This window comes from Brevundimonas sp. (assembly GCF_019636155.1).
Lineage (GTDB): Bacteria > Pseudomonadota > Alphaproteobacteria > Caulobacterales > Caulobacteraceae > Brevundimonas.
On record NZ_JAHBYB010000001.1, the window covers coordinates 75882 to 102172 of the forward strand.

Consider the following 26291-nt stretch of genomic DNA (forward strand, 5'->3'; position numbering starts at 1 on the left):
GGGGCCGTGTTCCCTCCCACGCCTGCAGACCGTGCAACATAACGGCGCCATGCGCCAAACCCGGACGCAGGATGTTTCCCTTCTCCCCTTGCGGGAGAAGGTGGCAGCCGAAGGCTGACGGATGAGGGGTCGCTGGGGCGAGGCCTGAGAAACCCCTCATCCGACCTCGCTCCGCTCGGCCACCTTCTCCCGCAAGGGGAGAAGGCGGCGCCTACCCCGTCAGCCGCGTCAGGAAGGCCGGGGGCCGATAGGTCGAGCGGTTGACCACCACCCCGGCGATCCGGCCGCCCACCGCCTCGATCTCGTCGCGCAGGATGACCGGCTCGTGCGCTGCCGTGGTCTCGGCCGCGACCACGATGATGGTGGCGTCCACGAAGGGCGCCAGGGTGATCGCCATGTCGTTGCGGTCCGCCGCCGGGGCGTCGATCACCACCGTGTCGGCGTGCCGGCGCAGGGCGTCCCAATAGCCCGGCTCGCCCACCACCTCGACCCTCTGGCCCGAGCGAAGGGTTTCGGTGGCGAAGCGGGTGATCCAGAGACGGCCGCCCAGGCAGGGCCGCGCGGTCAGCAGCCGCGCGGGCGCCACGGGCCGGTTCTGTCGGTCCATCACCCGCGGCGTCACGGCGAAGAAGGACGAACCGTCCGGCGAGGCCAGGGCCGGCCGGCCCAGCCGTCCGAACCGGTCCGCTTCCGCCGCCGCGGCCTCCAGCTGGCCCTGCTGCAGCAGGTCGCCGTCGACCAGCCAGACGGGCTTGCGCGCCCGCACGGCGGCCAGGCGCGCGAACTCCCGCGACACGGTCGAGACACCCTCGCCCGCCCCGGCGGCGACGAACTGGATCACGCGGCCGCGATGCTGCGGCGCCGGTCCCAGCGCCGCCCACAACCCGGCCATTTCGGATGTCAGATCGACCATCGAATCGGTTACGCGCCTGTCGTCGGCCCCGAGGCTATCATGCTCACGTCGCCTTGGCGGGCGCCACGGCCAGGACCGGCAGCTCCAGGGTCCGGCCCGCCGAGCCGGCGGTGACGAAGCCGCGCCGGGTGAAGATCCGCAACAGGCCGACGCACAGGGCCGTGAAACCGGCGAACAGGAAGACGGCGGCCAGCAGCGGAACCTTCAGGCTCTTGCCCCGCGTCGGCGCCCGCGCCCGCTCGATCACCGTCACATTGTCCGCCCCGGCCGCCACCAGGGCGCCGTCGGCGCGGCTCTGGGCCTCGCGTTGCTGGAACTCGCGGATCGAGGCCTGCAGCATCTCGCGGTTGCCGGACAGCAGGGCGTTCTCGGATTCCTGTCGCGTCAGGGTCATCTGCCGCTGGCGGATGTCCGACAGCTGGCGCTCGACCGTCGCCAGGCGCGCGGCCAGGGAATCGCGCTCGGCCTGGGTGTTGATGCGGGTGGTCTCCAGCTCGGTCCAGATCGGATTGGGCCCGGTGCGGACCTCCTTGGCCCCCACCGCCGTGCCGGTGGCCACATACTGCTGCAGGGCCGCGATCCGCGTCTCTATGTCCCGCACCGGCTGGCTCTGGGGCGTATAGCGGGCCAGCAGGTTCTCGCGCTCGGTTCGAAGCTGCAGGATCTGGTCCTGGGCCGAGATGTTCAGGTCCTGCTGCAGGGCCACCTCGGCCGGCACCGCCGCCTGCTGGGCCACGAGGGTCTGCAGCCGCCGGTCCGCCGCCGAAAGCTGGGCCTGGGTCGCCAGCCGGTCGGCCATGGTCGTCTGATAGGCCGCCGCCAGGGCCGCCTTGGCCGCGGCGAAATCGCCGACATCGTTGGAATTCTGGAACGACTCATAGGCCGCGTCGGCCGCCTCCAGGTCGTTCTCGAAGGCCTGGCGCTGGGCGCCGATGGCCGGACTGGCGCGGTCCTGGAACACCTCGCGCCGATAGGTCAGATACTGGTCGATGACCGCGTTCAGGATGCGCGCCGACTTTGCCGGATCGTCGCTCTCATAGCCGACATGGATGACCGCGCTGCCCGGCGTGGCGCTGACCTTCAGCCCGCTGTCCAGGGCCCGCAGGGCGGCGATCCGGGCCTGGTCCGCCGTGCCCTTGGCCGGCTTGCCGTCGCCGAAGGCGGCCGGCCCCAGGGCCCGCACCACCCGCTCCTTGACCACCTGGCTGGACAGGATGGCGGCCTCGGCCTGGGCCACCTCGTCGGCGGCCGGGGCCTGTCCGCGCTCGGCCGTCTGGCCCACGCGCGGCTGATAGACATATTCCTGGCCCACCCCGGCGAACAGGCTGGCCGAGGCGGTGTAGGTCTTCTTCAGCGTCAGGGTCACCGCCGCCCCGATCACGAAGACGATCAGGAAGACCACGATCATCACCCAGATCTCGCGCAGCAACAGGCCGACAAGGTCGTCCAGGCCGTAGCGCGGGCGGGCTGTCACATAGGTCGCCGAGCGCATGGGGGCGGATCGATTCCATTGGATACTGACGTCGACTCGACAGTGGCGGCGCGTCGTTAACCACTGGTTACCCATAAGCCTCCAGCCTGTGGGTCCACGCCGGTTTCCCGTCGCCTGCAGCGAGCGTCCCATGACCCCCGACCGCCGACTGATCCTGCTGGGCGCCGCGGCCCTGCTGTCGGGCTGCGCGGGCGGCGGCGTGCGCGACCGACGCGCCTCGGCGATGGGCCCTGGCCGGGTCGACCGCGTGCGTGCGGAAGGATTCCCCGATATCCCCTTCGCCGACTGGACCGACGACGAGCCGGAATACGTCCTCTATCCGGGCGACGAGATCGAGGTGGCCACCCCCACAGCGCCGGAACTGACCCGCACCCTGCGCGTCGGCCCCGACGGGCGGATCTCCCTGCCCCTGGTGGGCCAGCTGATGGCCGCCGACCGGTCCATCGCCGAGCTGGAGGCCGCCTGTTCCGGCGCCTACGCCACCCAGCTGGTGCGGCCGATGGTCGAGATCACCCTGAAACAGGCCGGACCGCTGAAGGTCTGGGTCGCCGGCGAGGTCCGCACCCCCGGCGTCTATGACATGGCCGGCGATATCGACGCCTATCAGGCGGTGGTCATGGCCGGCGACTTCCAGCCCACGGCCAAGCCCGAACAGACGGCCCTGATCCGGCGCGGTCCGGGCGGTCGGCGGATGATGCGGGTAATCGACCTTCGGCCCAGGCGCGGCGAGGTCGTGGCCCTGAGGCGCGGCGACCTGATCTATGTCCCGCGCAGCAACCTGGGCGAACTGGCCAACTTCTTCACCCAGATCCGCAACGCCCTGCCGATCGGCTTCAACTATACGATCAACGGGCAGTATCAGCAGTTTTAGGGGCGCTATCGCTCGCCGCGCGGCGGCTCGCTGCTTGAGCGCTTGGTTGTGGCGCTATCGCTCGCCGCGCGGCGGCTCGCTGCTTGAGCGCCTGGCCTGCGCGAAGCGCCAGGCCGCGTCGGGTCGGGAGGCCCCGAAGGGCCGACGACCGCGGCCCAACAAGAATGAACGGGCGGCCCTCAGGCTACCAGCCGCACCACGCCCGCGTCGATATATTGCCGGGCCGCGCGCTGGGCCTCGGCGATCTCCTCGCGCTCCATCTCCTGGCTCATCTCGCGGCGATAGACGCGCGCCTCGACCGAGCCCTTCATGGCCGCCAGGTTGAAGATCATATGGGCCGAGACCCGGTCCATCGGACAACCACCCGAGCCCGAGGAATACATCATCCCCAGCCGGAACAGGGCGTCGCCGTCCATGTCCGGGGTCGGCAGCGGCAGGCCCGCCGTGGTCTCGTCCTGCGCCATTTCTTGCGCGTTCATCACCGTATCCTCCAAGGCGGCGCCGTTCTGGCTCGCCCCTCTGATACGCGATCAAATACCGCCGGTTTGAAGTTAAAGTTAACGGCGAAAGGCTCGACCCGGACTTTTCAGTAAAGCGAAAATGAATACTCCAAACCCGATTCAAACCTTCGTAATCCGGGGGCAAGATTCGATTCACTTTTCGCCACCGCCCGTCAGCTTTGATCACTTCAGGCCCGGCCCGCCTCGGTCCAGGATCGACGCCATGATCAGGATCGCCCTACCGCTTCTCGCCGCCGCCGGGTTCGCCGTCATCGCCACGCCGGCCCAGGCCCGGCAACAGCCGGCCGCCGAGGCCCAGGCCCGCGTCGCCTATCTGACCCGCAACGCCTGGGACTGCGCGGGCGTCCAGAGCAACAACGGCATCCGCACCAGCACCCTGTTCGAGCTGCGCGCCGACGGCGCCTGGCGGATCACGGGCGAACACCACGTCCGGGTCATGATCGACGGCCGCGTGTACAAGCGGCGCTCCCGCATCGGCGGCCGTGTCGTCAATGACGGCGGCGGCTTCCGCGTGGTGCTCGATCAATTCCACCCGGTCCAGACCGACGCCCTGCCCGGCGGCATGAGCTTCGGCCCCGACGCCAGCTTCGTGCTGCGGATGTCGCCCGCGTCCAACGGCCGGGACGTCTATCGCGTCGACGGCGTGGAGCGCGGAACCTATGGCGATGTCCAATTCCGCTGTCAGGTGTTCCGCGACAACCAGCCGCTGATGCGCTGAGCCTCAGCGTCCCCGCTGGCCGAACAGCACCTTGCGCGCCGCCTCGGCCGAGGCGCCTGACGCGCCCAGGTCGCCACGAAGCGCATTGCCGACCGCCTTGCCCGCGATCACCGCGGGCCGCGCCCCCACCCGCTGGACCCAGGCCTTCAGATTGGGGAAGTCGTCCAGGTCTTGCCCCTGCGGCCCCGGCAGGATCCAGGGCCAGGCCGCCATGTCGGCGATGGAATAGTCGCCGGCGATGAAGTCACGGTCCTTCAGCCGGCGGTCCAGCACGCCATAAAGCCGATGCGTCTCGTCCGTATAGCGGCGCACCCCATAGGCGATCTGGCGCTGATCCTTGATGATCGCCGGCGCATACTGACGGAAATGGTGGGTCTGGCCCGCCATCGGCCCCAGGCCGCCGACCTGCCAGAACAGCCACTGGTCCACCTCGGCCCGGGCGCGCGGATCTTTCGGATAGAATTGGCCCGATTTGCCGCCCAGATACTGCAGGATGGCCCCGGATTCGAAGATCGAGATCGGCGCCCCGCCCGGCCCGTCCGGGTCGACGAGGGCCGGCATCCGCCCGTTCGGGCTGATGGCCTGGAATTCCGGGCTGAACTGTTCGCCGGCGCCGATGTTCACCGGCTTCATCTCATAGGCCAGGCCCATCTCCTCCAGGGCGATGGACACCTTCCAGCCGTTCGGCGTGGGCCAGTACCAGAGTTCGATCGGGCGGGTCATCGGCGGGTCCTTTCCAACTGCCCCGCTGATCTGGTGCGGGCAGCGGCGGGCCGCAAGCCGGCTGAACCCGCCGTTCAGCCTGGGTTCATGCGGCCGGGCCGAACGTGACAGGGTAAACACGACGCTCGGGGGGCGGGCGCCGAAACGCATGGAGACCTTCATGAACCGCATGACCAAGGCCGCCGTCGTCGCCCTCGCCCTGGGCACGGCCGCCGTCCCCCTGGCCGCCGAGGCCCAGCAGCACCGCCGCGACGACCGCCGCGAATGGCGTCAGGACCGCCGCGATGATCGCCGTGACTGGCGCCAGGATCGTCGCAACGACCGCCGTGACTGGCGCCAGGACAATCGCCGCAACGACCGCTGGGACCGCAACAATCGCGACTGGTGGCGGGGCCGCAGCGACTTCCGCGACTATCGCGGCGCCCGCCAGGGCTACTGGTACGCCCCCGGCTACGGCTACCACCGGGTCGAGCCGCGCTATTACGGCTATCGCTGGCAGCGCGGATCCTACCTGCCCCCGGCCTATCGCCACTACTATGTGAACGATCCCTACTACTACGGCCTGCCCCCGGCGCCGCGCGGCTACCGCTACGTCCACGCCGGCAGCGACATCGTGCTGATGGCCGTGGCCACCGGCCTGATCGCCAGCGTCCTGCACGACATCTTCTAAGGGATCCCGTCCGGCCCCGCGGCCCGCGCCGCGGGGCCCTTCCCTCCGCCTGGCGGAGGACATCGAGAACGAGAACAGCATGAAACGCTCCCTGATGGCCTTCTGCGCCATCTCCGCCCTGGCCGTTCCCCTGGCGCTTCCACCGGCGGCGACGGCCCAGGATCGGCCCGCCCGCCACCAGTCCCGTGACCGCGATGCGAACTCGGGCGAACGTTCCGAGCGGGCCCAGGCCCGCGCCGAACGCTTCAACTCCGGCCAACGCTCAACGCCGCCGCCGCGCGCGCGCTCGTCCTCGGACGACGCCGACAATGCGCGCCAGTCGGCGCCGCGCCGGCCTGAAGGCGCCCGCCCCAATCGCCCGGATCGTCCCCAGAACAACGGCGGCTGGAACCGTCCGGATCGTCCGCAACAGCCTTCGAACCCCGGCGCGCGCCCCGGTCGCCCTGACGGCCAGAACCAGGGCGGCTGGAACCGGCCCGACCGGCCCCAGCAGCAGCGCCCAGACAGCCAGCGCCCGTCCCGGCCCGGCCAAGGCCAGGGTCAGAACGGCGGCTGGAACCGTCCCGACAACAACCGTCCCAATGGCGGCTGGAACAACAATCGGCCCGGCCAGCAGTCGCGCCCGGACAGCCGCCCCAACCGCCCGAACGGCGGCTGGAACAACAACCGCGACCGCGACCACCAGCAGTTCCGCCGCAACTTCAACCGCGACCAGTGGCGCAACGACTGGAACCGCCGCCACAGCCGCATCGACTGGTGGCGCAGCGACCGCGCCTTCCGCGGCTGGACCGGCCTGCGCGTCGGCTTCTATTTCGCGCCGGGCTACGGCTACTACAGCGTGCCCAGCAGCTACTGGGGCCGCCGCTATTACGAGGGCGACTTCCTGCCGTCCCTGTTCTGGCGCTACGAGATCCGCGACTGGTCCTACTGGGGCCTGCCCTTCCCCCCGGCCGGGACCATGTGGGTCTTCGTCGACAACAACATCTATCTGGTCGACCGCTTCGACGGCTACATCATCGAGGTGATCAACGACGCCTGGCGCTGGTAAGCCTCAGGCCTGACGAACCAGGCCCCGGAAGAGCGATCTTCCGGGGCCTTTGTCTTGCCGATCAGGAGGATGCCGCGTCGTCCGGCCGCCTCACCCCATGGTCGGGATGACGAAGCTGGAGTCCGGGTGTTCCAGTGCGCTGTCGGGCCATCTGGCGGTGACGGTCTTGGTCTTGGTCCAGAACCTGAGGCCTTCCATGCCGTGCTGGTTGATGTCGCCGAAGGCCGACCGCTTCCAGCCGCCGAAGGTGTGATAGGCCACCGGCACCGGGATCGGCACATTGATCCCCACCATGCCGACGTTGACCCGGGCGGCGAAGTCGCGGGCCGCGCGGCCGTTCTGGGTGAAGATGGCCACCCCGTTGCCGTACTGGTGCTGCGACGGCAGGCTCAGCGCCTCCTCGAAGCTGTCGGCCCGCACGATCTGCAGCACCGGGCCGAAGATCTCCTCGCGGTAGCTCTCCATCGTCGGCTTCACATGGTCGAACAGGGACGGGCCGACGAAGAAGCCCTTCTCGTGGCCCTGAAGGGTGAAGCCGCGACCATCGACCACCAGTTCGGCGCCCTCTTCCACCCCCTTGGCGATCCAGCCCTCGATCCGCGCCTTGTGGGCGGCGGTGACCACCGGCCCATAGTGGGCCTCGGCGTCGGTCGAGACCCCGACCTTCATCCTGGGGATTTCCGCGACCATCCGCTCGCGCAGTTCGTCGGCCGTCTTCCTGCCCACGGGAACCACCACCGGCAGGGCCATGCAGCGTTCGCCGGCCGAGCCATAGGCGGCGCCCGACAGGTCCCTGATCACCTGGTCCATGTCGGCGTCGGGCAGGACGACGCCGTGGTTCTTGGCCCCGCCCATGGCCTGGACCCGTTTCCCGTGGGCCGCCCCGGTCTGATAGACATAGTGGGCGATGTCGGACGAACCGACGAAGCTGACGGCGTGGATCTGGGGGTGGGTCAGGATGGCGTCGACCGCCGCCTTGTCGCCGTGGACCACGTTCAGCACCCCCTTGGGCGCCCCCGCCTCCAGCATCAGCTCGCCCAGCCGCACCGGAACCGACGGATCACGCTCCGAAGGCTTCAGGATGAAGGTGTTGCCCACCGCTATGGCCACGCCGAACATCCACATCGGGATCATGGCCGGGAAGTTGAACGGGGTGATGCCCGCCACCACCCCCAGCGGCTGGCGCATCGAATAGACGTCGATGCCGGGGCCGGCCCCCCAACTATATTCTCCTTTGAGCGCATGGGGGATGCCGCAGGCGAACTCGATCACCTCCAGGCCGCGCTGCAGGTCGCCCCTGGCGTCGGCCACCACCTTGCCGTGCTCGGAACTCAGCAGTTCGGCCAGTTCGTCCATGTTCGCCTCGACCAGGCGCTTGAACTCGAACATCACCCGCGCGCGGCGCTGGGGATTGGTCGAGGACCAGCCGTCAAAGGCCCCCTGCGCCGACTGCACCGCCCGATCCACCTCGCCCGCCGTGGCCAGCTGAACCCGCGCCTGAACCCCGCCCGTGTTCGGATCAAACACATCCGAATACCGACCCGAACCCCCCGTGAAACCCGATCCGTCTATGAAATGATCTATGTCGCGCATGGTGGTGGACTGTCCGTATCTGGAGTGTCTGAGGATCTGGTGATGAAGGGGGTGCGGAACGATCAGAGATCGCGCCACGCCTCGCCGGTGACGCCCGGCCAATTGGTCGCCTGATAGACGCCGCGAGCGATCGCGCGGGCCAGGACGTCGGCGGCCAGGGCCCCGATCTGCGCCACCATGAAGGCCCGGGCGTCTCCCTGGGGCAGTTCCCGCTTCTCGGTCGACATGCAGAAGACGATGTCGCCGTCGAAGGGCGCATGGGACGGGCGGATGGCGCGCGCCATTCCGTCCTGGGCCATGATGGCGACCCGCTGACACTCGACCCGGGTCAGCGCCACATCGGTCGCGACCAGGGCGATGGTGGTGTTCTCTCCGGCGCGCGGATTGGACCGGGGGGCGCCCCATTCGTCGCCGGCGGCCTGAAGCCCGGCCGAGCCCAGGGCCCCGAACTCGTCGCCGATCTCATACGGCGCCGCCCAGAAGGTCTTGCCGCCCGGCGCCACGACCGATCCGGCGCTGTTGACCGCCACGATGGCCCCCACGGTGGCGCCGCTGCTCATGACCGCCGAGGCCGAGCCGATCCCGCCTTTCAGCGATCCGGCCTTGGCGCCATAGCCGGCGCCCGCCGTGCCCAGTTCGAACCGGTCCGAGCAGGCCTCGGCCGCCTGGATGGCCAGCGCCTTGTAGGGCGGATCGACGCCCCAGCCCTTGTCCCCGCCGTTGGCCAGATCATAGAGGCTGGCGGTCGGCACGATCGGCGACAGGGGAATGCCGTCGACCTTGGGTCCGAACCCGAAGCCCCGGCCCTGGGCGCCCAGCCAGGCGGTCACCCCGTCGCCCGAGCCCAGCCCATAGACCGACCCTCCGGACAGAACGATCGCATCCGCCCGCTGGACCAGGTTCTCGGGCCGCAGAACGTCGGTTTCACGGCTGGCCGGCCCGCCCCCGCGCACGTCGACGGCGGCCACGGCGGGCGTGTCCGCCAGGATGACGGTCACCCCCGTGCGCGCGGCGGCGTTCTGGGCCTGGCCGACCTTCAGCCCGGCCACGTCGGTGATCAGGTTCAGCGGCCCCGGGCCGCCGGGTCCGGAGGAGACGGTAGGCCGATTCTGGGCGGCGGCGCCCCGTCCCGCCGCGACGGCCCCCATCAGGGCCATGGATCCGAGCACGGTTCTGCGGTTCATCGGTCGATCTCCTCGGTATTCGGGTCGGCGTCCCGGCCTTCGGCCAGGGCGCGCATGTTGCGGGAAAGGTCCGGCGTCGCCGCCAGCAGGTCACGGGTATAGGCCGCCTTGGGGGCGGAGAAGATCGCCTCGGTCTCGCCGGTCTCGACGATCCGGCCGCCGCGCATGACCATCAGCCGGTCGGCCACCGAGCGGACCACCGTCAGATCATGGGTGACGAACAGATAGGACAGCGACAGACGGCCGGACAGCTCGGCCAGAAGATCGAGGATCTGGGCCCGGATCGAGACGTCCAGGGCCGACACCGCCTCATCCAGGGCCAGGATCGACGGGCCGGTGATCAGGGCCCGGGCGATGGCGATCCGCTGCCTCTGGCCGCCGGAGAATTCGTGGGCGAATTTCTCGCCGTCGGAGGCGCTCAGCCCGACCTGTTCCAGCATCTCGTCGACGCGGCGCCGCGCCTCCGCGGCGGTCGGGGCCTCATCCAGCAGGTGGAGATTCTCCGCCACCAGACGGTGCACGCGCCAGCGGGGATCGAAGCTGCCATAGGGGTCCTGGAACACCATCTGGATGTGCCGCCGCAGCCGGCGCAGGTCGGCGCCCGTGGCGCGGGTGATGTCCTCGCCATGCACCAGCACCCTTCCCGCCTGGGGCCGCTCCAGCGCCATCACGGTGCGCAGCAGGGTGGACTTGCCGCAACCGGACTCGCCCACCAGGCCGACGCATTCGCCGGGCTGGACGACGAAGCTGACATCGTCCACGGCCCGCACGTTTTTTCGGGGACCGAACAGGCGGGCCGGGCCTGCGTACTCCCGAACGACGCCCTCGATCTGCAGGATCGGCGGCGCCTCGGGCCGGGTCGCGCGGACCCGCGTCGGGGCATGGGTGGCGGCGTCGAAAAGACGACGCGAATAGGGGTGGGTCATGCCGCCGGCGATCCGGGCGGCGGGCCCCTCCTCCACCACCTCGCCGTCCTTCATCACGGCCACGCGATCCGCGGTCTCGGCGACGACGGCGAGGTCATGGGTGATCAGGATCAGGCCGACGCCGTCCTCGCGCACGAGCCGCTTCAGCAGGTCCAGGATCTGCGCCTGGGTTGTGACGTCCAGGGCCGTGGTCGCCTCGTCCGCGATCAGCACCCGCGGCTTGAGCGCGATCGCCATGGCGATGGCCACCCTCTGACGCTGGCCGCCGGACAGTTCGTGGGGAAAGCGCCCCAGGGGGAACCGTTCGGCCGGAAGACCGACGCGATCCAGCAGGCCGCGCGCCGCCGTCCGGGCCGCCTTGCGCGACCCCTGGCCGTGGATACGCAGGGTCTCGGCCACCTGGTCGCCGATGGTCATCAATGGATTGAGGGCCGTCATCGGCTCCTGGAAGACCATGCCGACCTTGCGCCCCCGCACCTGGCGCAGGGCCGCGTCCGAGGCGCCCAGGATCGATGCGCCGTCCAGCGTCACCTGGCCCGTCGCCTCGGCGCGCGGCGGCAGCAGGCCCAGGATCGCCAGGGAGGTCATCGACTTGCCCGAGCCGGATTCCCCGACCAGACCCAGGACCTCGCCCGCGTCCAGGGACAGGGAGACGGATTCAAGGATGGGCCGGCCGTCGATGACGACTCCCAGGTCCTGGACGTCGAGCACCCTCATCTCAACGCTCCCGCCGCAGGCGCGGGTCCAGCAGGTCCCGCAGGCCGTCGCCCACCAGGCTCAGCCCCAGGACGACGACGACGATGGCCATGCCGGGGATCACCGCCAGCCAGGGCGCGAACCCGATCATGGTCTGGGCCTCGGCCAGCATCCGGCCCCAGCTGGGCGCCGGCGGCTGGGCGCCCAGGCCGACATAGGACAGGCCCGCCTCGGCGACGATGCCCAGGGCGAACTGGATGGCCGCCTGCACGATCAGCAGGCTCAGCAGGTTGGGCAGGATGTGCTGGGTCGAAATGGCCAGTTTCGACCGGCCCGCCGTGCGCGCCGCCAGGATGTATTCGCGGGTCCACAGCCCCAGGGCCGCGCCGCGCGCCACCCGGGCGAAGACGGGGATGTTGAAGACGCCGATGGCGATGATGGCGTTGATGGCGCCGGGGCCGAACACCGCCGTGATCATCACCGCCAGGATCAGGGCGGGAAAGGCGAAGATCAGGTCGTTTCCGCGCATGACCGCCTCGTCCACCCATCCGCCCTGGGCGGCGGCGGTCAGGCCCAGGGGCGCGCCGACGCCCAGCCCGATGCCGACGGCGACCAGCGCCACCGCCAGGGAGTTGCGGGCCCCGACCATGATCATCGACAGCACGTCCCGGCCGAAATGATCGGTTCCGAACGGATGGGCCAGGGACGGCGGCGCCAGCTTGCGGCCGATGTCGATCATCTCGACCGGGTATGGGGTCCAGATGAAGGAGACCAGGGCGGCCAGCACCACCATCCCGGTCAGGACGGCGCCGACGATCAGGGCGGGCGGAATGCGGCGACGGGCGGTCATGCGCGCCGCCCCCGCAGGCGCGGATCGACGAAGACATAGGCCAGGTCGATCAGGAATCCGACGACCACGACCGAGAAGACCAGCACCATGACCACCCCCTGGACCACGATCAGGTCCCGCTGGGTGATCGCCTGAAACACCAGGCGCCCCAGGCCCGGCAGGGAGAAGACATTCTCGATGATTATGCCCCCCGCCAGCAGGAAGGGGAATTGCAGGCCCAGGATCGTCAGCACCGGGATCAGGGCGTTGCGAAGGGCGTGGCGGCGCAGCGCCTGGCCGACGCTGAGGCCCTTGGCCCGCGCGGTGCGCATATAGTCCTCGTTCAGGGTGTCCAGCAGCGCCGTACGCAGCACCCGCGCCAGGATGGCCGCCTGGGGCGCCGCCAGGGCCACGGCCGGCAACAGCAGCGCCTTCAGGGCCGGCCATGCGCCCGCGTCCCAGCCTGGGAAGCCGCCGGCCGAGAACCAGCCCAGATTGATCGAGAAGAACAGGATCAGCAGCATGGCGATCCAGAAATTCGGCAGGGCGATCCCCACCTGGGTCACCCCCACCAGGCCGGCGTCGATCAGCGACCCCCGGCGACTGGCCGCGATGGCGCCGATCGGGAAGGCCACGACGAGGGAAATCAGGGTGGCCATCAGGGCCAGCGGCCCCGACACCGCCAAGCGGTCAGCGATCAGGCCGCCGACAGGCACCTGATAGGTATAGCTGATGCCGAACCGACCGCTGACCAGGTCGCCGACCCAGGCCAGGTAGCGTTCCAGCGCACCCCCTTCGAGACCCATCTGTTCGCGCAGGGCGGCGACGGCCTCGGGGCTGGCGTTCAGCCCCATCATATAGCTGGCCGGATCACCCGGCACGACCTGCAGCAGCAGGAAGATCACCACCGTCGCGGCCGCCAGGGTCACCGCATGGCCGCCCAGCCGCCGCAGCAGATAGGCGGCCCCGAACTGTCGCAGCACATAGGCCAGGACCAGCGCCCCGAACCCGGCGAACAGCCATCCCCAAGGCAGGCCCCCGCCCGCCTTCTCCTGGGGCGCCGCCGCTGCGCCCTGACCGCCGGTGAAATAGGCGCCGGAGACCACATTGGCCGCGATCGGGGCGTTGATCCAAAGCCCCTGCAGGTCGGCCTTCCAGATGCCGATCCGCGAGGACTGGAGCAGGAATCCGTTGACGGCGTCCTCGGCGATCCGGCGCTGCACCTCGCCCTGCAGCCTCAGGCGGGTGGCGTCGTCCGTGGCTCGGCCCAGCTGGTCGACAAGGGCGTTGAAGGCCTCGCTGCGGTATCCGAAATAATAGTCGTCACGGGCGTAGATGTCGTAGTCCATCGGCTCGACATGCTCGACGATGGTCAGGTCGAACTGGTGGCGTTTGAAGACCTGGTCCAGCCACTGGGCCCATTCCAGGTTTTCGATCTTCACCCTTATGCCCGCCGCGCCCAGCTGGGCCGCCAGCACCTCCCCGCCCCGCCTGGCGTAGGGTCGGGGCGGCAGGCGAAGGGTCAGGTCGATCCCGTCGGGATAGCCCGCCTCCGCCAACAGACGCCGGGCACGGGCGACATCGTGCGGATAAAGGCCCGTCAGATCGACATAGCCCGGCGCCTGGCGCGAGTAATGGCTGCCGATCGGCTGGCCGAAGCCGAACATCGCGCCGTCGATCAGGGCCTTCCGGTCGATCGCATAGGAGATGGCGCGTCGCACCCGCACGTCGTTCAGCGGCGGGTTGCGGTTGTTGATGCCCAGTATGACCTTGCCTTCCGAGGCGCCGATCACGACGCGGAAGCGCGGATCCCGCTCGAACTGGGCCACGTTTTCCGGCGCCGGATAGTTGGGGAAGGCGTCGATGTCGCCCGCGCTCACGGCGGAAAAGGCTGCGGTCGGGTCGCTGATGAACCGGAACTCCACGGCCTCAAGCCGGGGCGCAGGCCCCCAGTAGGTCGGGTTGCGACGCAGTTCCAGCGCATTGCCGCGGCGCCAGTTGAACAGGCGGAACGGACCGGTGCCGATCGGATTGGAGGCGTTGGCCGCCGCGCTCTCGGGCGCGACGATCACCGCGTCTCCCCAGGCCAGCAGCGTCGGCAGGGCGCTGACCGGATGGGCCAGGGTCACCCGCACCGTGGCGGGGTCCAGCACCTCGACCGACCGGATCGGTTCGAACAGGGCCTTCTGCGCATTGGTCGAAGTTTCGGCGGTGATCCGGTCCAGGGAGAATTTCACGTCCGAGGCGTCGAAGGTCGAGCCGTCGTGGAAGACGACCCCCCGCCTCAGGTGGAAGACATAGGTCAGGCCGTCGGGCGACACCTCCCACGACTCGGCCAGGGCCGGCGCCACCGTGCCGTTCTGGGTGATGCGGGTCAGGCCCTCGAAGACATTGCCGTAAACCACCTCGTCGACCGCCGCGGCCGCGCCGCTGGTCGGATCCAGATTCGGCGGCTCCAGCGGCAGGCCCAGCACCAGCCTGGTCCTCGCCGGACCGGCGGCCGCGTCGGCGACTCCGACGAACAGCGCCCCCAGGCCCGCCACGGCCAGGCACAGGGCGGCCAGCAGGGTCGCGGCCCACGCCGCCCATCGCCGGCCCTGAGTCGCCTCGTCGGCCGTCCTCATGCGCGATGGTCGGACGCCACTCACCACCGTCGTCTCAGTAGGGCGCAGAGGCCAGGGCGGCGCTGCAGTCCGGCGCCGCCTGCGACGACGCCGCGCGCGCCCGGACCAGTTCTTCCCGGGCCTTGGCGAAATCGGCCTGGAAGGCCGCATCGGCCTTCAGCCGCGTGACGATCACCGCCCCGACGATGCGGCCGGCTTCGACATCGCTGGCGTAGTGGACGCCGCACACCGCCCGGCTCTCGCCATAGGCCAGGCCCCGGCGCAGGATGGCGTCGGACCGGTCTGGCGCCATTTCCGCCAGGGTCAGGGCCCAGGCCCAGCCCAAGGCCGAATGACCCGAGGGATAGGAGCCGCTGGCCGCCAGCCAGGATTCCGGCGCGATGCAGGTCTCAGCCGGTTCCGCGACAAACGGGCGCGAGCGGAAATAGGCGCGTTTGGCCGGGGTCTGGATCGTCTCCAGATCGCCCAGCATCCGGCCCAGCAGATAGGTCAGGGTCGGCATCTGCTCCGGCTCGAATTTGACGCCCAGGGCGCATTCGAAAATCCGAGGGGCCGTGGGGGTCTCGATTTCATTGTCCGAACGGGCGATCGCCCAGCGCTCGGAGCCCGCCAGCGACCGCGTGGCGCGATAGGCCGCGACGTCGGCTTGACCTCTGAGCGAGTCCAGCTCCGGCGGCGGCGGCAGGAAGTTGAGCGCGTTCGGCGCGTCGCCCGCCGTCAGATAGCCGTGCGGATGATCCCGGAATCCGGTCCAGAAGCTGGTCTGCGTCGGGGCGGCCCCGGTTTCGGCCGCGGCGGCGCCCATGTCGGCGGTGGCGCACGAGCCGGCCAGGGTTCCGCAAGCCAGCGCGCCGAGGCCCAGGAACAGGAAGGAACGAAGGGTCATTGGTCGGCTCCGGAAGGGGGACGCATATCAGTCATCGGTGGCCACGGCGCCCGGGCGGCCGGTCTCGACGACCCAGGACTTGAGGGTCGAGAGGGTGGCGTCAGGGTCCCGCCGATCCGAGATCGCCTGATAGCGGGTGCTCAGCCGCCGTCGATCCAGATCGGCGGAAATATAGCCGCGCGAACGGGCATCCAGGAATTTCACCTGCGGATTTTCCGGCAGCATCGCATTCAGCGCATCGTGGGGCGGCCCGCTGGAGGTCACCGAGGTGCCGACGAATTCGGTGGCGACCACCGGCGAGTCCGGATCGGCCGAATCCAGCCGCACGTCATTGGTCCAGAACGAGTGATAATCCCCCGTCAGGACCACGGGATTCGACGGATTGATCGCCGCCAGATTGCGCACGAACCGGTTCCGCGCGGCGGGGAAGCCGTCCCAGGTGTCGGTCCAGTAGCGCGGTTCCGCGCCGCCCGCCGACCCCATCCTCAGCCCCGCCATGACCAGGTCCTGGGCCAGGATGTTCCACCGGGCGTTCGACCGCCTCAAGGCGTCATAGACCCAGGTCTCCTGCTCGAAGCCCAGGAAGGTGCGCGAAGGGTCGGCGCGATCCAGGCAGGTCGAATCGGCCACGACCTGTCCCTTGCCGCCTTCAGGCCCGGTGCTGCACGGCTGGCGCGAACGGTGCTGCCGGCCGTCCATCATGACGAACTGCGCCAGTCGGCCGTAGGACAGGCTGCGATAGATCTCCATCCCCGGCCCGCGCAGCACGTTCCGACGCAGCGGCATATGTTCGTAGAAGGCGCGATAGGCCGCCGCCCGCCGCCGCCCGAAATCCACCGGGCTGACGCCGTTCACCTTGGACCAGACGCCGGAATAGTCGTCCTGCACCTCGTGGTCATCCCAGATGACGATCCAGGGCGCGGCCCCGTGCAGACGCCGCAGGTCGGGGTCGGTGCGGTGAAGGGCGTAGCGGTTGCGATAGCCCGCCAGGGTCGTGGCCTCGCCCATTCCATAGGGCCGCACCACCTCGGCCGCCCGATCTTCGCCCAGCGAATATTCGTAGATGTAGTCGCCCAGGAAGACGACCAGATCGGGCGACTCGTCCGCCATGTGCCGGTAGGGGCTGAAATACCCCCGCTCCCAGTGCGCGCACGAGGCCACGACGAAGCGAAGGCGCTCCAGGTCGGCGTCGCGCGCCGGGGCCGTCCGCGTGCGGCCGATGGGGCTCTGCTGGCCCTGCGCCACGAAACGATACCAGTAGGGCCGGTCCGGCTGCAGGCCCGAAACCTCGATGTGGATGGAGTGGGCCCAGTCGGCGGTCGCCACATCCTCTCCCGCCAGCACCGGCTGCCGGAAGGCCTCGTCGGCCGCGATTTCCCAGCGCACCGGGATCGGCTCCGAAAGCCCCCCCGACCCATCGGCCGCCAGGGGATCGACCGTCAGCCGGGTCCACAGAACGACCCCGTCCGGCGTGGGATCGCCGCTGGCCACCCCCAGCGAAAACAGGTCGGCGCCGTCCGACCGGGCGCGGCCGAACGCCATGACCGCCGGGGCGGCGATCAGTCCGGCAAGGACCGAACGCCGGTCAGGACGAGGGCAGCTGAGAATCATCGACGCATCCACACACAAAAGGACTGGCGGGCGAGACCGGGGAGACCCGCCCGCCAGTAACCATCAGAAGTCCATGCTCAGACGGACCCCGACAGTCCGGGGCATGTGCGGCGACGTCGTCGGACGGGCCGATCCATTGAAGCCGTTCCGGGTCTCCTCGAAATACTTGTTGAAGATGTTGCGCGCCCAGAAGGTCACGCTCCAGTTCGAACCCGCCGGGCTCAGCGACAGGTTGGCGTTGGCCAGCCAGTATTCGGGGATGATGGACGACGCGCTGACGGAATACAGCTCGTCCCGATAGGAGTAGTTGGTCTCCGCCCGGATATCGACATTCCCCAGAGACCAGTCATAGGCCACCGAACCGCCGTAGGTCAGCCGCGGGAAGCCCAGCCGCTCACCCGACCGATCGTTCGAAATGATCACGTCCCACGGGCCGTCCGGCGGGTTGGCCGCGTCGGTCTTCGGTCCGTCGATGGCGAAATACTCGTCGTACTGGCCATCCTTGTAGGCGACATGCTGGGTGACCGTCAGACCGGGCAGGACGGCCCAGATCAGCTCCAGCTCTCCACCCGAAATGCTGGACTTGGGCACATTGGTGATCTTGCCCAGACGACCGTTGTCACGGTCGTATTCCAGGCCCTGAACCTGCTGGTCCCGGTAGTCGTAGTAGAAGACCGCGCCGTTCAGCTGGACCCGGCGATCCAGGAACTGAGACTTGAACCCGGTCTCGTAGGCGATCACGATCTCGGGCTTGAACGGGGTGGCCGAAGTGGCGTTGTAGGTGGTGAAGCCGCCGGACTTCACCCCGCGCGAGACGTTGGCGTAGAACAGGACGTCGTCGGCCAGCTTGTATTCCAGACCCAGCCGCCCGGAGACTTCGGACAGGTCGGTGTCATAGGTGACCGCCGCCCCCACGGCGCCCCCGACGCCGGTGCCGGTGGTGGTCAGGGTCCGGGTCTCCGTCTCATAGCGCAGACCAGCCACCAGGTTCAGCCGCTCCGTCACCTGATAGGTGTTGTGGGTGAAGACCCCGAAGGCCTCCACGGTCTGGCCATAGGGGGTGTTGATCAGCGGGCCCAGGCCGCGGAACTGGGTGTAGAAGCCCCCGTCGATGTCCTCGTCGGCATAGTGGGCGCCGACCATCCAGCTCAGCGGACCGTCCGAGGTGGAGGCCAGGCGCAGTTCCTGCGAGGTGACGTTGATGTCGTTGTAGAAGAAGACGTTCGACTCGTGGAAGGCGGTGCCGTCCCAGTCGTTGAACTCCTTGCGCTCGAACGACTGGTGCGCGGTGATCGAGGTCAGTTCGGCCGCCCCCAGATCGACCTTGATGATCATGCTGAGGTCAAAGCCGGTGTTGTTCCGCTGGGGCTTGGCGTTGTTCGGCAGGCCCGCGACGGCGGCCAACTCGGGCGAAATGCCCCAGCCGGTGATGCGCCATTGCGTATCGGCCGGGATGGTCGCGCCGCCGACCGGCGTATAGGGGGCCAGCAGCCGGAAGCCGAGACCGTCAGACTGGTCGCGCGAATAGGTGGCGTTCAGATTGACCGAAACTCGCTCCGAGGCGTCCCAGATCAGGCGGCCGCGCACCGCGGTGCGATCGGCGTCGCCCAGGGCTTCGCCGGTGTCGCGGTTGAACTGCCACGCCCCGCCCTGCTCCGTCGTCGCCGCCAGGCGCGCCCGCAGGCTATCGGAGATGGGGCCGGACACGAAGCCTTCGACCTTATAGCGGTCGTAGGAGCCGTATTCCGCCGTCATCCCCGCGCGGAGCTGGTCGGTCGGGGCGTTGGTGATGATGTTGACGGCGCCGCCGGTGGTGTTGCGACCATAGAGGGTGCCCTGGGGCCCGCGCAGGACTTCCATCCGCGCCACGTCGAACAGGGCGCCCTGGGTGGTCACCGTATAGGGGTGGGCGACCTCGTCGACATAGATGCCGACCGTCGAGGCGTTGTTGCTGGAATATTCGCGCGCGCCGATGCCGCGGATGCGGAACTGCGGCTGGCCGCCCCCGAACTGGCTGTCGACCTCCAGGGCCGGGACGGCGTTTTCCAGGTCGTTGACGACGCTGATGTTCTTTTCGTCCAGTTGCTCGCCACCGACGACGCTCAGGGCGATGCCCACGTCCTGGGCCGCCTGTTCACGCCGCTGGGCCGTGACGATGACCTCGTCGAGGACGGAGGCGCCCTCCTGGGTCGAAGGCCTGTCCTGGGCGGCCGCGGCGCCTGAGATAAGCGCGGCGAGCACCAGTGTCGAAGAACCGAAAAGAAGCTGTCTCATGGCATTTCCCCCTCAGGAAAAGTTTTTAGTATTGGTAGCTTAGGCGAACCCCCCAGGTTCTCGGGCGGCCGGGCTGTGCGATGTCCGCGCTGGTGAAGAAATTGCGCGTCAGGTCGTATTCCTGGTCGAACAGGTTCCGGACGAAGACCGTCGCAGACCAGGGGCCGGCGGACGGCGAGAAGGTCAGGCTCGCATTGGCGAGCCAGTAGGACGGCACGTCGTATTTGACGCCCAGCCAGGACGGGTATTCATCCCGATAGCTGTAGTTGACCTCGGCGGTCAGGGCGAAACCGCCGGCCATCCAGTCATAAGAAGCCGACCCGCCATAGCTGATCGCCGGGAAGGGAATCTCCTGCCCCGATTTGTCGGCATAGACCGCCATCCCCGCATTCCGCGACGCCGGCACGTCCAGGTCGAAGAAGTCGGTGTATTCGCCATGCTTGTAGCTCAGCGACTGGGCGATCCGCAGGCCGTCCATCGGCCTCCACACGCCTTCCAGTTCCGCGCCGTAGATTTCCGACGACGGCACATTGGCGAACCGGCCCACCGGCCCGTTGACCCCATATACGGCGGACAGCACCTGCTGGTCCGTATAGTCGTAGAAATAGGCCGCGCCGTTGATCTGCAGGCTCGGGCTGGGGTCCGACTTGAACCCGACCTCATAGGCGATCAGGATCTCGGGCCGGAACGGCGCGATCCCGCTGGCGTCCCCGGTGTTGTAGGTGGTGAAGCCGCCCGATTTGGCGCCCCGGCTGACCGAGCCGTAGATCAGCAGATTGTCGCTCGGCGTGTATTCCAGCGCGACCTTGCCGGTCATGGGCGTCATCTTCGTCGAGACGGAGGTGGGCGGCAGGGCGGTGGCCCCGCCGAAGGCTGTGCCGAAGCCGTCGAGATCGCGGGTCTCCTCTTCGTAGCGCAGCCCGCCGATCAGCTTGAAGGCGTCGTTGAAGCGGAATTCCGCCTGGCCGAACACGCTGACGGACTCCACCTGCTGGGCATAGGAGACCTGCCCGTAGGTGCCGTAGATGTCGATGAAGTCGGACGAATAGCGCTCGTCCAACTCCTGCTTGGAATAATAGACGCCCGCCACCCAGTTCAGCGGCCCGTCGTTGTAGGAGGCCAGGCGCACCTCCTGCGACACGACGCTGACGTCGCTGCCGAAGAAGGTGTCGGCCTCGACCGAGGCGGTGGCGTCCCAGTCCCCGAACTCGCTGCGATCCAGCGTCTCATAGCTGGTGATGCTGGTCAGGCTCATCGCGCCCAGGTCGATGTTGGCGTTGAGCGAGGCGCCCCACGAACTGTTGTCGCGCCCGGGCTTGGCGTCGAGGTCGCGGCCCATCTCGGCGGCGAAGCGCGGCGACACCCCCCATCCGGTCGCCCGGTGGTCGCTGTCGGCCGGGATCAGCACGCTGCCCGGACCGCCCAGGCGGGTCACCAGGGGATTGAGAAGATAGAGGCCCTCGTTCTCGGACTTGTCGATCCCGCCATGCACATCCAGCAGGAAGGAGACGGTTTCGGACGCCTGCCAGTCGATCAGGGCCCGGACGCCCGTGCGGTCGGCGTCGCCCAGGGAGGCCCCGGTGTCGCGGTTGTACTGGAAGGCCCCGCCCTGCTGGGTCGACAGGGCGATGCGCCCCTTCACGCTGTCGCCGATCGGGCCCGACACGAAGCCTTCCACCCGCAGGGCGTCGAAGCTCGCGTATTCCGCCATGATCCCGGCGGACGGCGTATCGGTCGGCCGGCGGGTCACGAAGCTGATCGCCCCGCCCGTGGTGTTGCGCCCATACAGGGTGCCCTGGGGCCCGCGCAGGACCTCGACCCGGTCGATGTCGAAGATCAGCCCCTGGGTCATGACCGGGACCGGATAGGCCACCTCGTTGACATAGACGCCGACGGTCGGGGCGTTGTTCGAGGCGTAGTCCTGGAAGCCGACGCCCCTCAGCCTGAACTGCGCCGCGCCGCCGCCGAACGCCGGTTCGATCTCCAGGTTGGGCGTGGCGGTCTGCAACTGGTTGATGTTGGTGACGCCGCGATCGGCCAGGTCGTCCCCGGACAGGACGCTCAGGGCGATGCCCACGTCCTGGGCGGCCTGCTCGCGACGCTGGGCCGTGACGATGACCTCGTCGATCACCGTGGCGGCCTGCCCCGTCTGGCTGGCCGGCGGCGTCTGGGCCGCGGCGGCGCCGGCCAGAACCGATGCAAGGACCCCGAATGACGCACTCAAGTAGAACTGCCTCATCGTCTCCCCCTTTCGGCCCTCAGGCCGTTTGTTGGATCACCGTGGACACGCACTCGAAAATTCGTTCGATCTCGGATGGACTGACCACCAGGGGCGGCGACAGGGCGATGGTGTCGCCGGTCACCCGGATCAGCACGCCTTCGTCGAAACAGCGTTGAAACACCTCGGTCGCCCGCGCGCCCGGCTGGCCCGGGCGGCTTTCCAGTTCGATGGCGGCGACCAGGCCCAGGTTGCGGATGTCGATGACATGGGCGGCGTTCCCAAGGCCATGGGCGGCCTCTTCCCAGACGCCGGACAGGGAACGGGCGCGGTCGAACAGCTGCTCGCCCTCGTAGATGTCCAGCGCGGCCAGGCCCGCGGCCGCCGCGAGCGGATGGCCGGAATAGGTGTAGCCGTGGAAGAATTCGATGCCGCTGCCGGCCTCGACCACCGTGTCATAGATGTCCGAGCGGACCGCGACCGCGCCCATCGGCACCGCGCCGTTGGTCAGCCCCTTGGCGCAGACGATCATGTCCGGCGTTACCCCGAACAGTTCCGAAGCCGTCGCCGCCCCCAGCCTGCCGAAGGCCGTGATGACCTCGTCGAAGATCAGCAGGATGCCCTCGCGGGCCGTGATCTCTCGCAGTCTTTCCAGATAGCCGACCGGCGGCACCAGGACGCCCGTCGACCCCGCCAGGGGTTCGACGATGACGGCGGCGATCGTCTCGGCGCCCCGCTGGGCGATCAGGTCCTCCAGCTCGTCCGCCAGATGGGCGCCCCAGGTCGGCTGGCCGCGCGAGAAGGCCGCATGTTCCAGGCTGTGGGTATGGGACAGGTGATCGACGCCCGGCAGCAGGGAGAATCCGCGCCGGTTGTTGTCCAGCCCGCCGACGGAGATGCCGCCGAAGCCGACGCCGTGATAGCCGCGCTGGCGACCGATGAACCGCACCCGGTCCGTCTTGCCCTGGGCCTGATGATAGGCCTGCGCGATCTTCAGCGAGGTATCGACGGCCTCGGATCCGGACCCGGCGAAGAAGACCCTGTCCAGGTCGTCGGGAAACAGCTTGCCCAGCCGGTCGGCCAGTTCGAACGCCTTGGGATGGCCGACCTGGAAGGTCGGCGCATAGTCCAGTCGGGCCGCCTGCTGGCTGATCGCGTCGATGATGGCGCGGCGGCCATGGCCGGCGTTGACGCACCACAGGCCCGCGGCGCCGTCCAGCACCGGCCGACCTTCGGGGGTGAAGTAGTACATCCCCTCGGCCGACTCCAGAAGGCGAGGCGTCCGCTTGAAGTCGCGGTTGGCCGTGAAGGGCATCCAGAACGACGCCAGATCACTGGTTTCACGTGTGAGCATTTGCCGACTTCATGATCAATAAAGGATTAGTCCGTTGGTCCGAGCCGAGGAACAAGCCTGTTTCTTGCCTCGCCGATTGCGCTGAAAAGGTTCAGCTTTGTCGCCATATCGCTCAAGATTCTGATCAGGTGCATCAGCCGCTCGATCGGTCCGGGACATGGGCTTCTCGGACCTCAGAAGGTTGGCGGGGTGCAGGCGCTGATGATCACGCAGGGGGCGTCCCCGATATTGCGGAAGCGATGGGGAAGAAGGCTGGAGAACAGATAGCCGTCGCCCGGCTTCAACACCCGGACCTGGTCGCCCACCGTGACCTCCAGCCGCCCCTCCACGACCAGACCGCCCTCCTCGCCCTCGTGCGACAGCGGAACCCGGCCGCTGTCGGCGCCCGGCTGATAGGTCTCGTGCAGGATCTGGAGGCTCGAGGCCTGGCCGCAGCCCAGCTGGCGATACGAAACGTCGCCCTGCGAGATTTCCGTGAACTCCTCACTGCGGAAGAAGACCTGCTGGGGCTGTTCGAAATCCTGGCTGAAGAACTCGCCCAGCGACAGGCCCGCGGCGTCCAGCAGCCGCTTCAGGGAGCCGACCGAGGGGCTGGTCCGTCCGCTTTCGACCAGGGACACGGTGCTGGACGGCACTCCGGCCTTCTTGGCCAGCGCCCTCTGGCTGAGACCCAGTTTGGCGCGCAGCAGCCTCAGCTTGGGACCGACGATGTTGTCCATGGCGTCGCTCCCTTCCGGTCCGTCACCGCTGGCCGTGCAGCAGGGAATAGGCCGCCCGGGCCATGACCTTGGCGGCCGACACCATGTCGTCGATGCCGACCCATTCGTCGGGCTGGTGCGCCAGGTCCAGCACGCCGGGCCCATAGGCGATGCAGTCCTTCAGCTTGCCGATTCGGTCGATGTGCTTCTGGTCATAGGTGCCCGGCGAACAGACGAATTTGGCCTTTCGTCCCAGAACCTGCTCGACGGCCCTGGCGGCGGCGGTGGCCACCGGCCCGTCGCGATCCGCCATGCTGGGCGCGACCTGGAACAGATCGCGGATTCCGTATCGGAACTCGGGCCGCGTCGCCGCCAGTTCGTCCAGCAGGCCGACCACCTCCCCCTTCACATCCTCCAGCGTCTCCTCGATCAGGAACCGGCGGTCGATGATCATCCGCGAGGAATCGGCGACGCAGGGCGCCGGAAGGCCTTCGAAATCCTCGCTCTGCCCGCCATGGATGGAGTTGATGTTCATCGTCGACTGGCGGGCGCCCTCCGGCACCACCGGCATGTCCGAGTGGCGGCTCTCCAGCGCCGGATACAGCCGCTCCTCGAAGGTCTGCATCACGGCGTTCATGTGCCGGATCGCCGAATCCCCGAGGAAGGGCATGGAGCCATGGGCGATGCGCCCCTTGGTCTCGATCTCCGCCCACCAGACGCCCCGGTGGCCGATGCAGACCCGGTCCACGTTCAGGGGCTCGGGAATGATGACGTGATCGACGCGCGGCTTCGAGAACCAGCCGCGCTCGGCCAGATAGGCCACCCCGCCATAGCCGCCCGACTCCTCGTCCGCCGTGCCCGAAACCTCCAGGGCGCCGGGAAGGTCAACCCCGGAATCGATCAGCGCCTCCACCGCGATGATCGAGGAGGCCAGCCCCCCCTTCATGTCGCAGGCGCCCCGGCCATAGACGCGGCCGTCCCTGATCACGCCCTCGAACGGATCAACCGTCCAGCCCTCACCGGCCTCGACCACGTCGATGTGGCTGTTGAAATGCACGCAGGGGCCGGGCCGCGACCCCTCTCGACGGGCCACGATATTGATGCGGGGATAGGCGTCGGAATCGCCCGGCGAACCGACTGCGCGGATGTATTCGACCTCGAACCCGCGCCGACGCAGACGGTCGCCGATATATTCGGCGCAGGGGCGATAGGCGTCGCCCGGCGGATTGACGGTGGGAAAGCGGATCAGGTCCCGGGTCAGCTGCGCCACATCGTCGGCGCGGCCGTCGATCATCGTCATCACGGCGTCCAGGGGATCGGTCATCGGCGCGCCTTCGTTTCAACCGGAGATGAGGGATTTTCCAGCTGCCGCAGCACCGCGTCGGTCAGGGCGGCGCTCGACACGGATGGGCCGTCGACGGCGATGTCCGGGGTGCGAATGCCCTCGGCCAGAACGGTCCTGACCGCCTGCTGCAGCCGGTCCGCCGCCTCCGGACGGTCCATCGAATGGCGCAGGCACAGGCCGAAGGACAGAAGCGTCGCGATGGGATTGGCCATGCCCCGCCCGGCGATATCCGGCGCGGACCCGTGGATCGGCTCATAAAGCGCGCGCCGTCGGCCGTTCGCCAGCGGCGCCGACAGCGAGGCGGACGGCAGCAGGCCCAGCGATCCGCTCAGGGCGGCCGCCGCGTCCGACAGGATGTCGCCGAACAGATTGTCCGTGACGATCACGTCGAACTGCTTGGGCCGGCTCACCAACTGCATGGCGCAGTTGTCGGCGAACATGTGGCTCAGGGCGACGTCCGGGTATTGCGCTCCGATCTCCGTCGCCACCGCCCGCCACAGGGCCCCCGTCTCCATCACATTGGCCTTGTCGACCGAACAGACCCGGCCAGAGCGGGTCCGGGCGGTCGCGAAGGCGACATGGCAGATCCGGGCGATCTCGGCCTCGGTATAGGACTGGGTGTCATAGGCCCGCCGGGCGCCGTCCGGCCCCGTCTCGATCCCTCGGGGAAGGCCGAAATAGACCCCGGCCGTCGCTTCCCGGATGATCAGTATGTCCAGATCCTCGATCAGATCGGGCTTCAGCGCCGACGCCCCCGCCAGCTCACCGTAGCAGACCGCCGGCCTCAGGTTGGCGAACAGGTCCAGCGTCTGGCGCAGACGCAGGATTCCCGCCTCGGGCCGCGCGGGTCGCTCAAGATGGTCCCAGCGCGGGCCGCCCACGGCGCCGAACAGAACCGCATCGGCGGCCAGGGCCTGCTCCACCACCGCGTCGGTGATCGGCGCGCCATGGGCCTCGATCGAGGCGCCGCCCACCAGCCCCTCGGTGATCTCCAGATCAAAGCCCAGGTCGGCCGAGAACCAGCGCGCCAGACGAACCGCCTCCCCGACGATCTCGGGTCCGATCCCGTCTCCCGGCAGAACCAGGAGCCGCAGCCT

21 protein-coding genes are annotated in these 26291 nt (G+C 68.9%); 4 read left to right on the forward strand and 17 right to left on the reverse strand.

Annotation, left to right across the window (positions count from 1 at the left end):
• Positions 1-211: 211 nt before the first annotated feature.
• Both KF910_RS00440 and KF910_RS00445 read right to left on the reverse strand, forming a co-directional pair.
• Complete coding sequence (locus tag KF910_RS00440; protein WP_292257773.1) at positions 212-913, reverse strand: hfsB; 702 nt, start codon at positions 911-913, stop codon at positions 212-214.
• 43 nt (positions 914-956) lie between these two features.
• On the reverse strand, positions 957-2405 hold the full coding sequence (locus KF910_RS00445) for a GumC family protein (RefSeq protein ID WP_292257775.1): 1449 nt from the start codon (positions 2403-2405) through the stop codon (positions 957-959).
• Positions 2406-2535: 130 nt separating this feature from the next.
• Here KF910_RS00445 and KF910_RS00450 point away from each other — a divergent pair, with 130 nt between their 5' ends.
• On the forward strand, positions 2536-3276 hold the full coding sequence (locus tag KF910_RS00450; protein WP_292257777.1) for a polysaccharide biosynthesis/export family protein: 741 nt from the start codon (positions 2536-2538) through the stop codon (positions 3274-3276).
• Between the two features lie 179 nt (positions 3277-3455).
• Here KF910_RS00450 and KF910_RS00455 read toward each other — a convergent pair whose 3' ends face one another.
• Positions 3456-3755 carry a sel1 repeat family protein gene (locus KF910_RS00455; protein ID WP_292257779.1) on the reverse strand — a complete coding sequence of 100 codons (300 nt, stop codon included), beginning with the start codon at positions 3753-3755 and terminating at the stop codon, positions 3456-3458.
• Positions 3756-3999: 244 nt separating this feature from the next.
• Between KF910_RS00455 and KF910_RS00460 the strand changes: the two genes are divergently transcribed.
• A complete protein-coding gene (locus KF910_RS00460) occupies positions 4000-4515 on the forward strand; it encodes a hypothetical protein (RefSeq protein ID WP_292257781.1) in 516 nt (171 codons plus the stop codon).
• A 3-nt stretch (positions 4516-4518) separates the two neighbouring features.
• On the opposite strand, the gene KF910_RS00465 is transcribed toward KF910_RS00460, so the two are convergent.
• Complete coding sequence (locus KF910_RS00465; protein WP_292257782.1) at positions 4519-5238, reverse strand: glutathione S-transferase family protein; 720 nt, start codon at positions 5236-5238, stop codon at positions 4519-4521.
• 160 nt (positions 5239-5398) lie between these two features.
• Here KF910_RS00465 and KF910_RS00470 point away from each other — a divergent pair, with 160 nt between their 5' ends.
• Together KF910_RS00470 and KF910_RS00475 are read left to right on the forward strand one after the other, a co-directional pair.
• Positions 5399-5908, forward strand: a complete 510-nt coding sequence (locus KF910_RS00470) for an RcnB family protein (protein ID WP_292257784.1) — start codon at positions 5399-5401, stop codon at positions 5906-5908.
• 79 nt (positions 5909-5987) lie between these two features.
• On the forward strand, positions 5988-6956 hold the full coding sequence (locus KF910_RS00475) for an RcnB family protein (protein ID WP_292257786.1): 969 nt from the start codon (positions 5988-5990) through the stop codon (positions 6954-6956).
• A 90-nt stretch (positions 6957-7046) separates the two neighbouring features.
• On the opposite strand, the gene KF910_RS00480 is transcribed toward KF910_RS00475, so the two are convergent.
• The 13 genes from KF910_RS00480 to leuB all read right to left on the reverse strand — a co-directional run bounded on the left by KF910_RS00480 (position 7047) and on the right by leuB (position 26288).
• The gene (locus tag KF910_RS00480; protein WP_292257788.1) at positions 7047-8549 is read right to left on the reverse strand and encodes a CoA-acylating methylmalonate-semialdehyde dehydrogenase; all 1503 of its coding nucleotides are present in this window, start codon (positions 8547-8549) and stop codon (positions 7047-7049) included.
• A 62-nt stretch (positions 8550-8611) separates the two neighbouring features.
• Complete coding sequence (locus KF910_RS00485; protein ID WP_292257789.1) at positions 8612-9733, reverse strand: P1 family peptidase; 1122 nt, start codon at positions 9731-9733, stop codon at positions 8612-8614.
• Positions 9730-11376 (reverse strand): ABC transporter ATP-binding protein, encoded by a 1647-nt coding sequence (locus KF910_RS00490; RefSeq protein ID WP_292257791.1) that lies wholly within the window; start codon positions 11374-11376, stop codon positions 9730-9732. Before KF910_RS00490 ends, KF910_RS00485 begins: the two co-directional genes overlap by 4 nt.
• Before the next feature lies 1 nt (position 11377).
• The gene (locus KF910_RS00495) at positions 11378-12205 is read right to left on the reverse strand and encodes an ABC transporter permease (RefSeq protein ID WP_292257793.1); all 828 of its coding nucleotides are present in this window, start codon (positions 12203-12205) and stop codon (positions 11378-11380) included.
• Positions 12202-14808, reverse strand: coding sequence for an ABC transporter substrate-binding protein (locus KF910_RS00500; protein WP_292257795.1), 2607 nt, complete (start codon positions 14806-14808; stop codon positions 12202-12204). The genes KF910_RS00495 and KF910_RS00500 overlap by 4 nt, the downstream gene beginning before the upstream one ends.
• 34 nt (positions 14809-14842) lie before the next feature.
• The gene (locus KF910_RS00505) at positions 14843-15694 is read right to left on the reverse strand and encodes an acid phosphatase (RefSeq protein WP_292257796.1); all 852 of its coding nucleotides are present in this window, start codon (positions 15692-15694) and stop codon (positions 14843-14845) included.
• A 27-nt stretch (positions 15695-15721) separates the two neighbouring features.
• Positions 15722-17305, reverse strand: coding sequence for an alkaline phosphatase D family protein (locus KF910_RS00510; protein WP_292257798.1), 1584 nt, complete (start codon positions 17303-17305; stop codon positions 15722-15724).
• Between the two features lie 63 nt (positions 17306-17368).
• Positions 17369-19579, reverse strand: a complete 2211-nt coding sequence (locus KF910_RS00515) for a TonB-dependent receptor (protein ID WP_292257800.1) — start codon at positions 19577-19579, stop codon at positions 17369-17371.
• 25 nt (positions 19580-19604) lie between these two features.
• Positions 19605-21818 (reverse strand): TonB-dependent receptor, encoded by a 2214-nt coding sequence (locus KF910_RS00520; protein ID WP_292257801.1) that lies wholly within the window; start codon positions 21816-21818, stop codon positions 19605-19607.
• Positions 21819-21837: 19 nt separating this feature from the next.
• On the reverse strand, positions 21838-23151 hold the full coding sequence (locus tag KF910_RS00525) for an aspartate aminotransferase family protein (protein WP_292257803.1): 1314 nt from the start codon (positions 23149-23151) through the stop codon (positions 21838-21840).
• Positions 23152-23324: 173 nt separating this feature from the next.
• Complete coding sequence (locus tag KF910_RS00530; RefSeq protein ID WP_292257805.1) at positions 23325-23870, reverse strand: cupin domain-containing protein; 546 nt, start codon at positions 23868-23870, stop codon at positions 23325-23327.
• Positions 23871-23892: 22 nt separating this feature from the next.
• Positions 23893-25173 carry an acetylornithine deacetylase/succinyl-diaminopimelate desuccinylase family protein gene (locus KF910_RS00535; protein ID WP_292257807.1) on the reverse strand — a complete coding sequence of 427 codons (1281 nt, stop codon included), beginning with the start codon at positions 25171-25173 and terminating at the stop codon, positions 23893-23895.
• Positions 25170-26288, reverse strand: coding sequence for a 3-isopropylmalate dehydrogenase (gene leuB / locus KF910_RS00540; RefSeq protein ID WP_416354670.1), 1119 nt, complete (start codon positions 26286-26288; stop codon positions 25170-25172). Before leuB ends, KF910_RS00535 begins: the two co-directional genes overlap by 4 nt.
• Positions 26289-26291 lie beyond the last annotated feature (3 nt).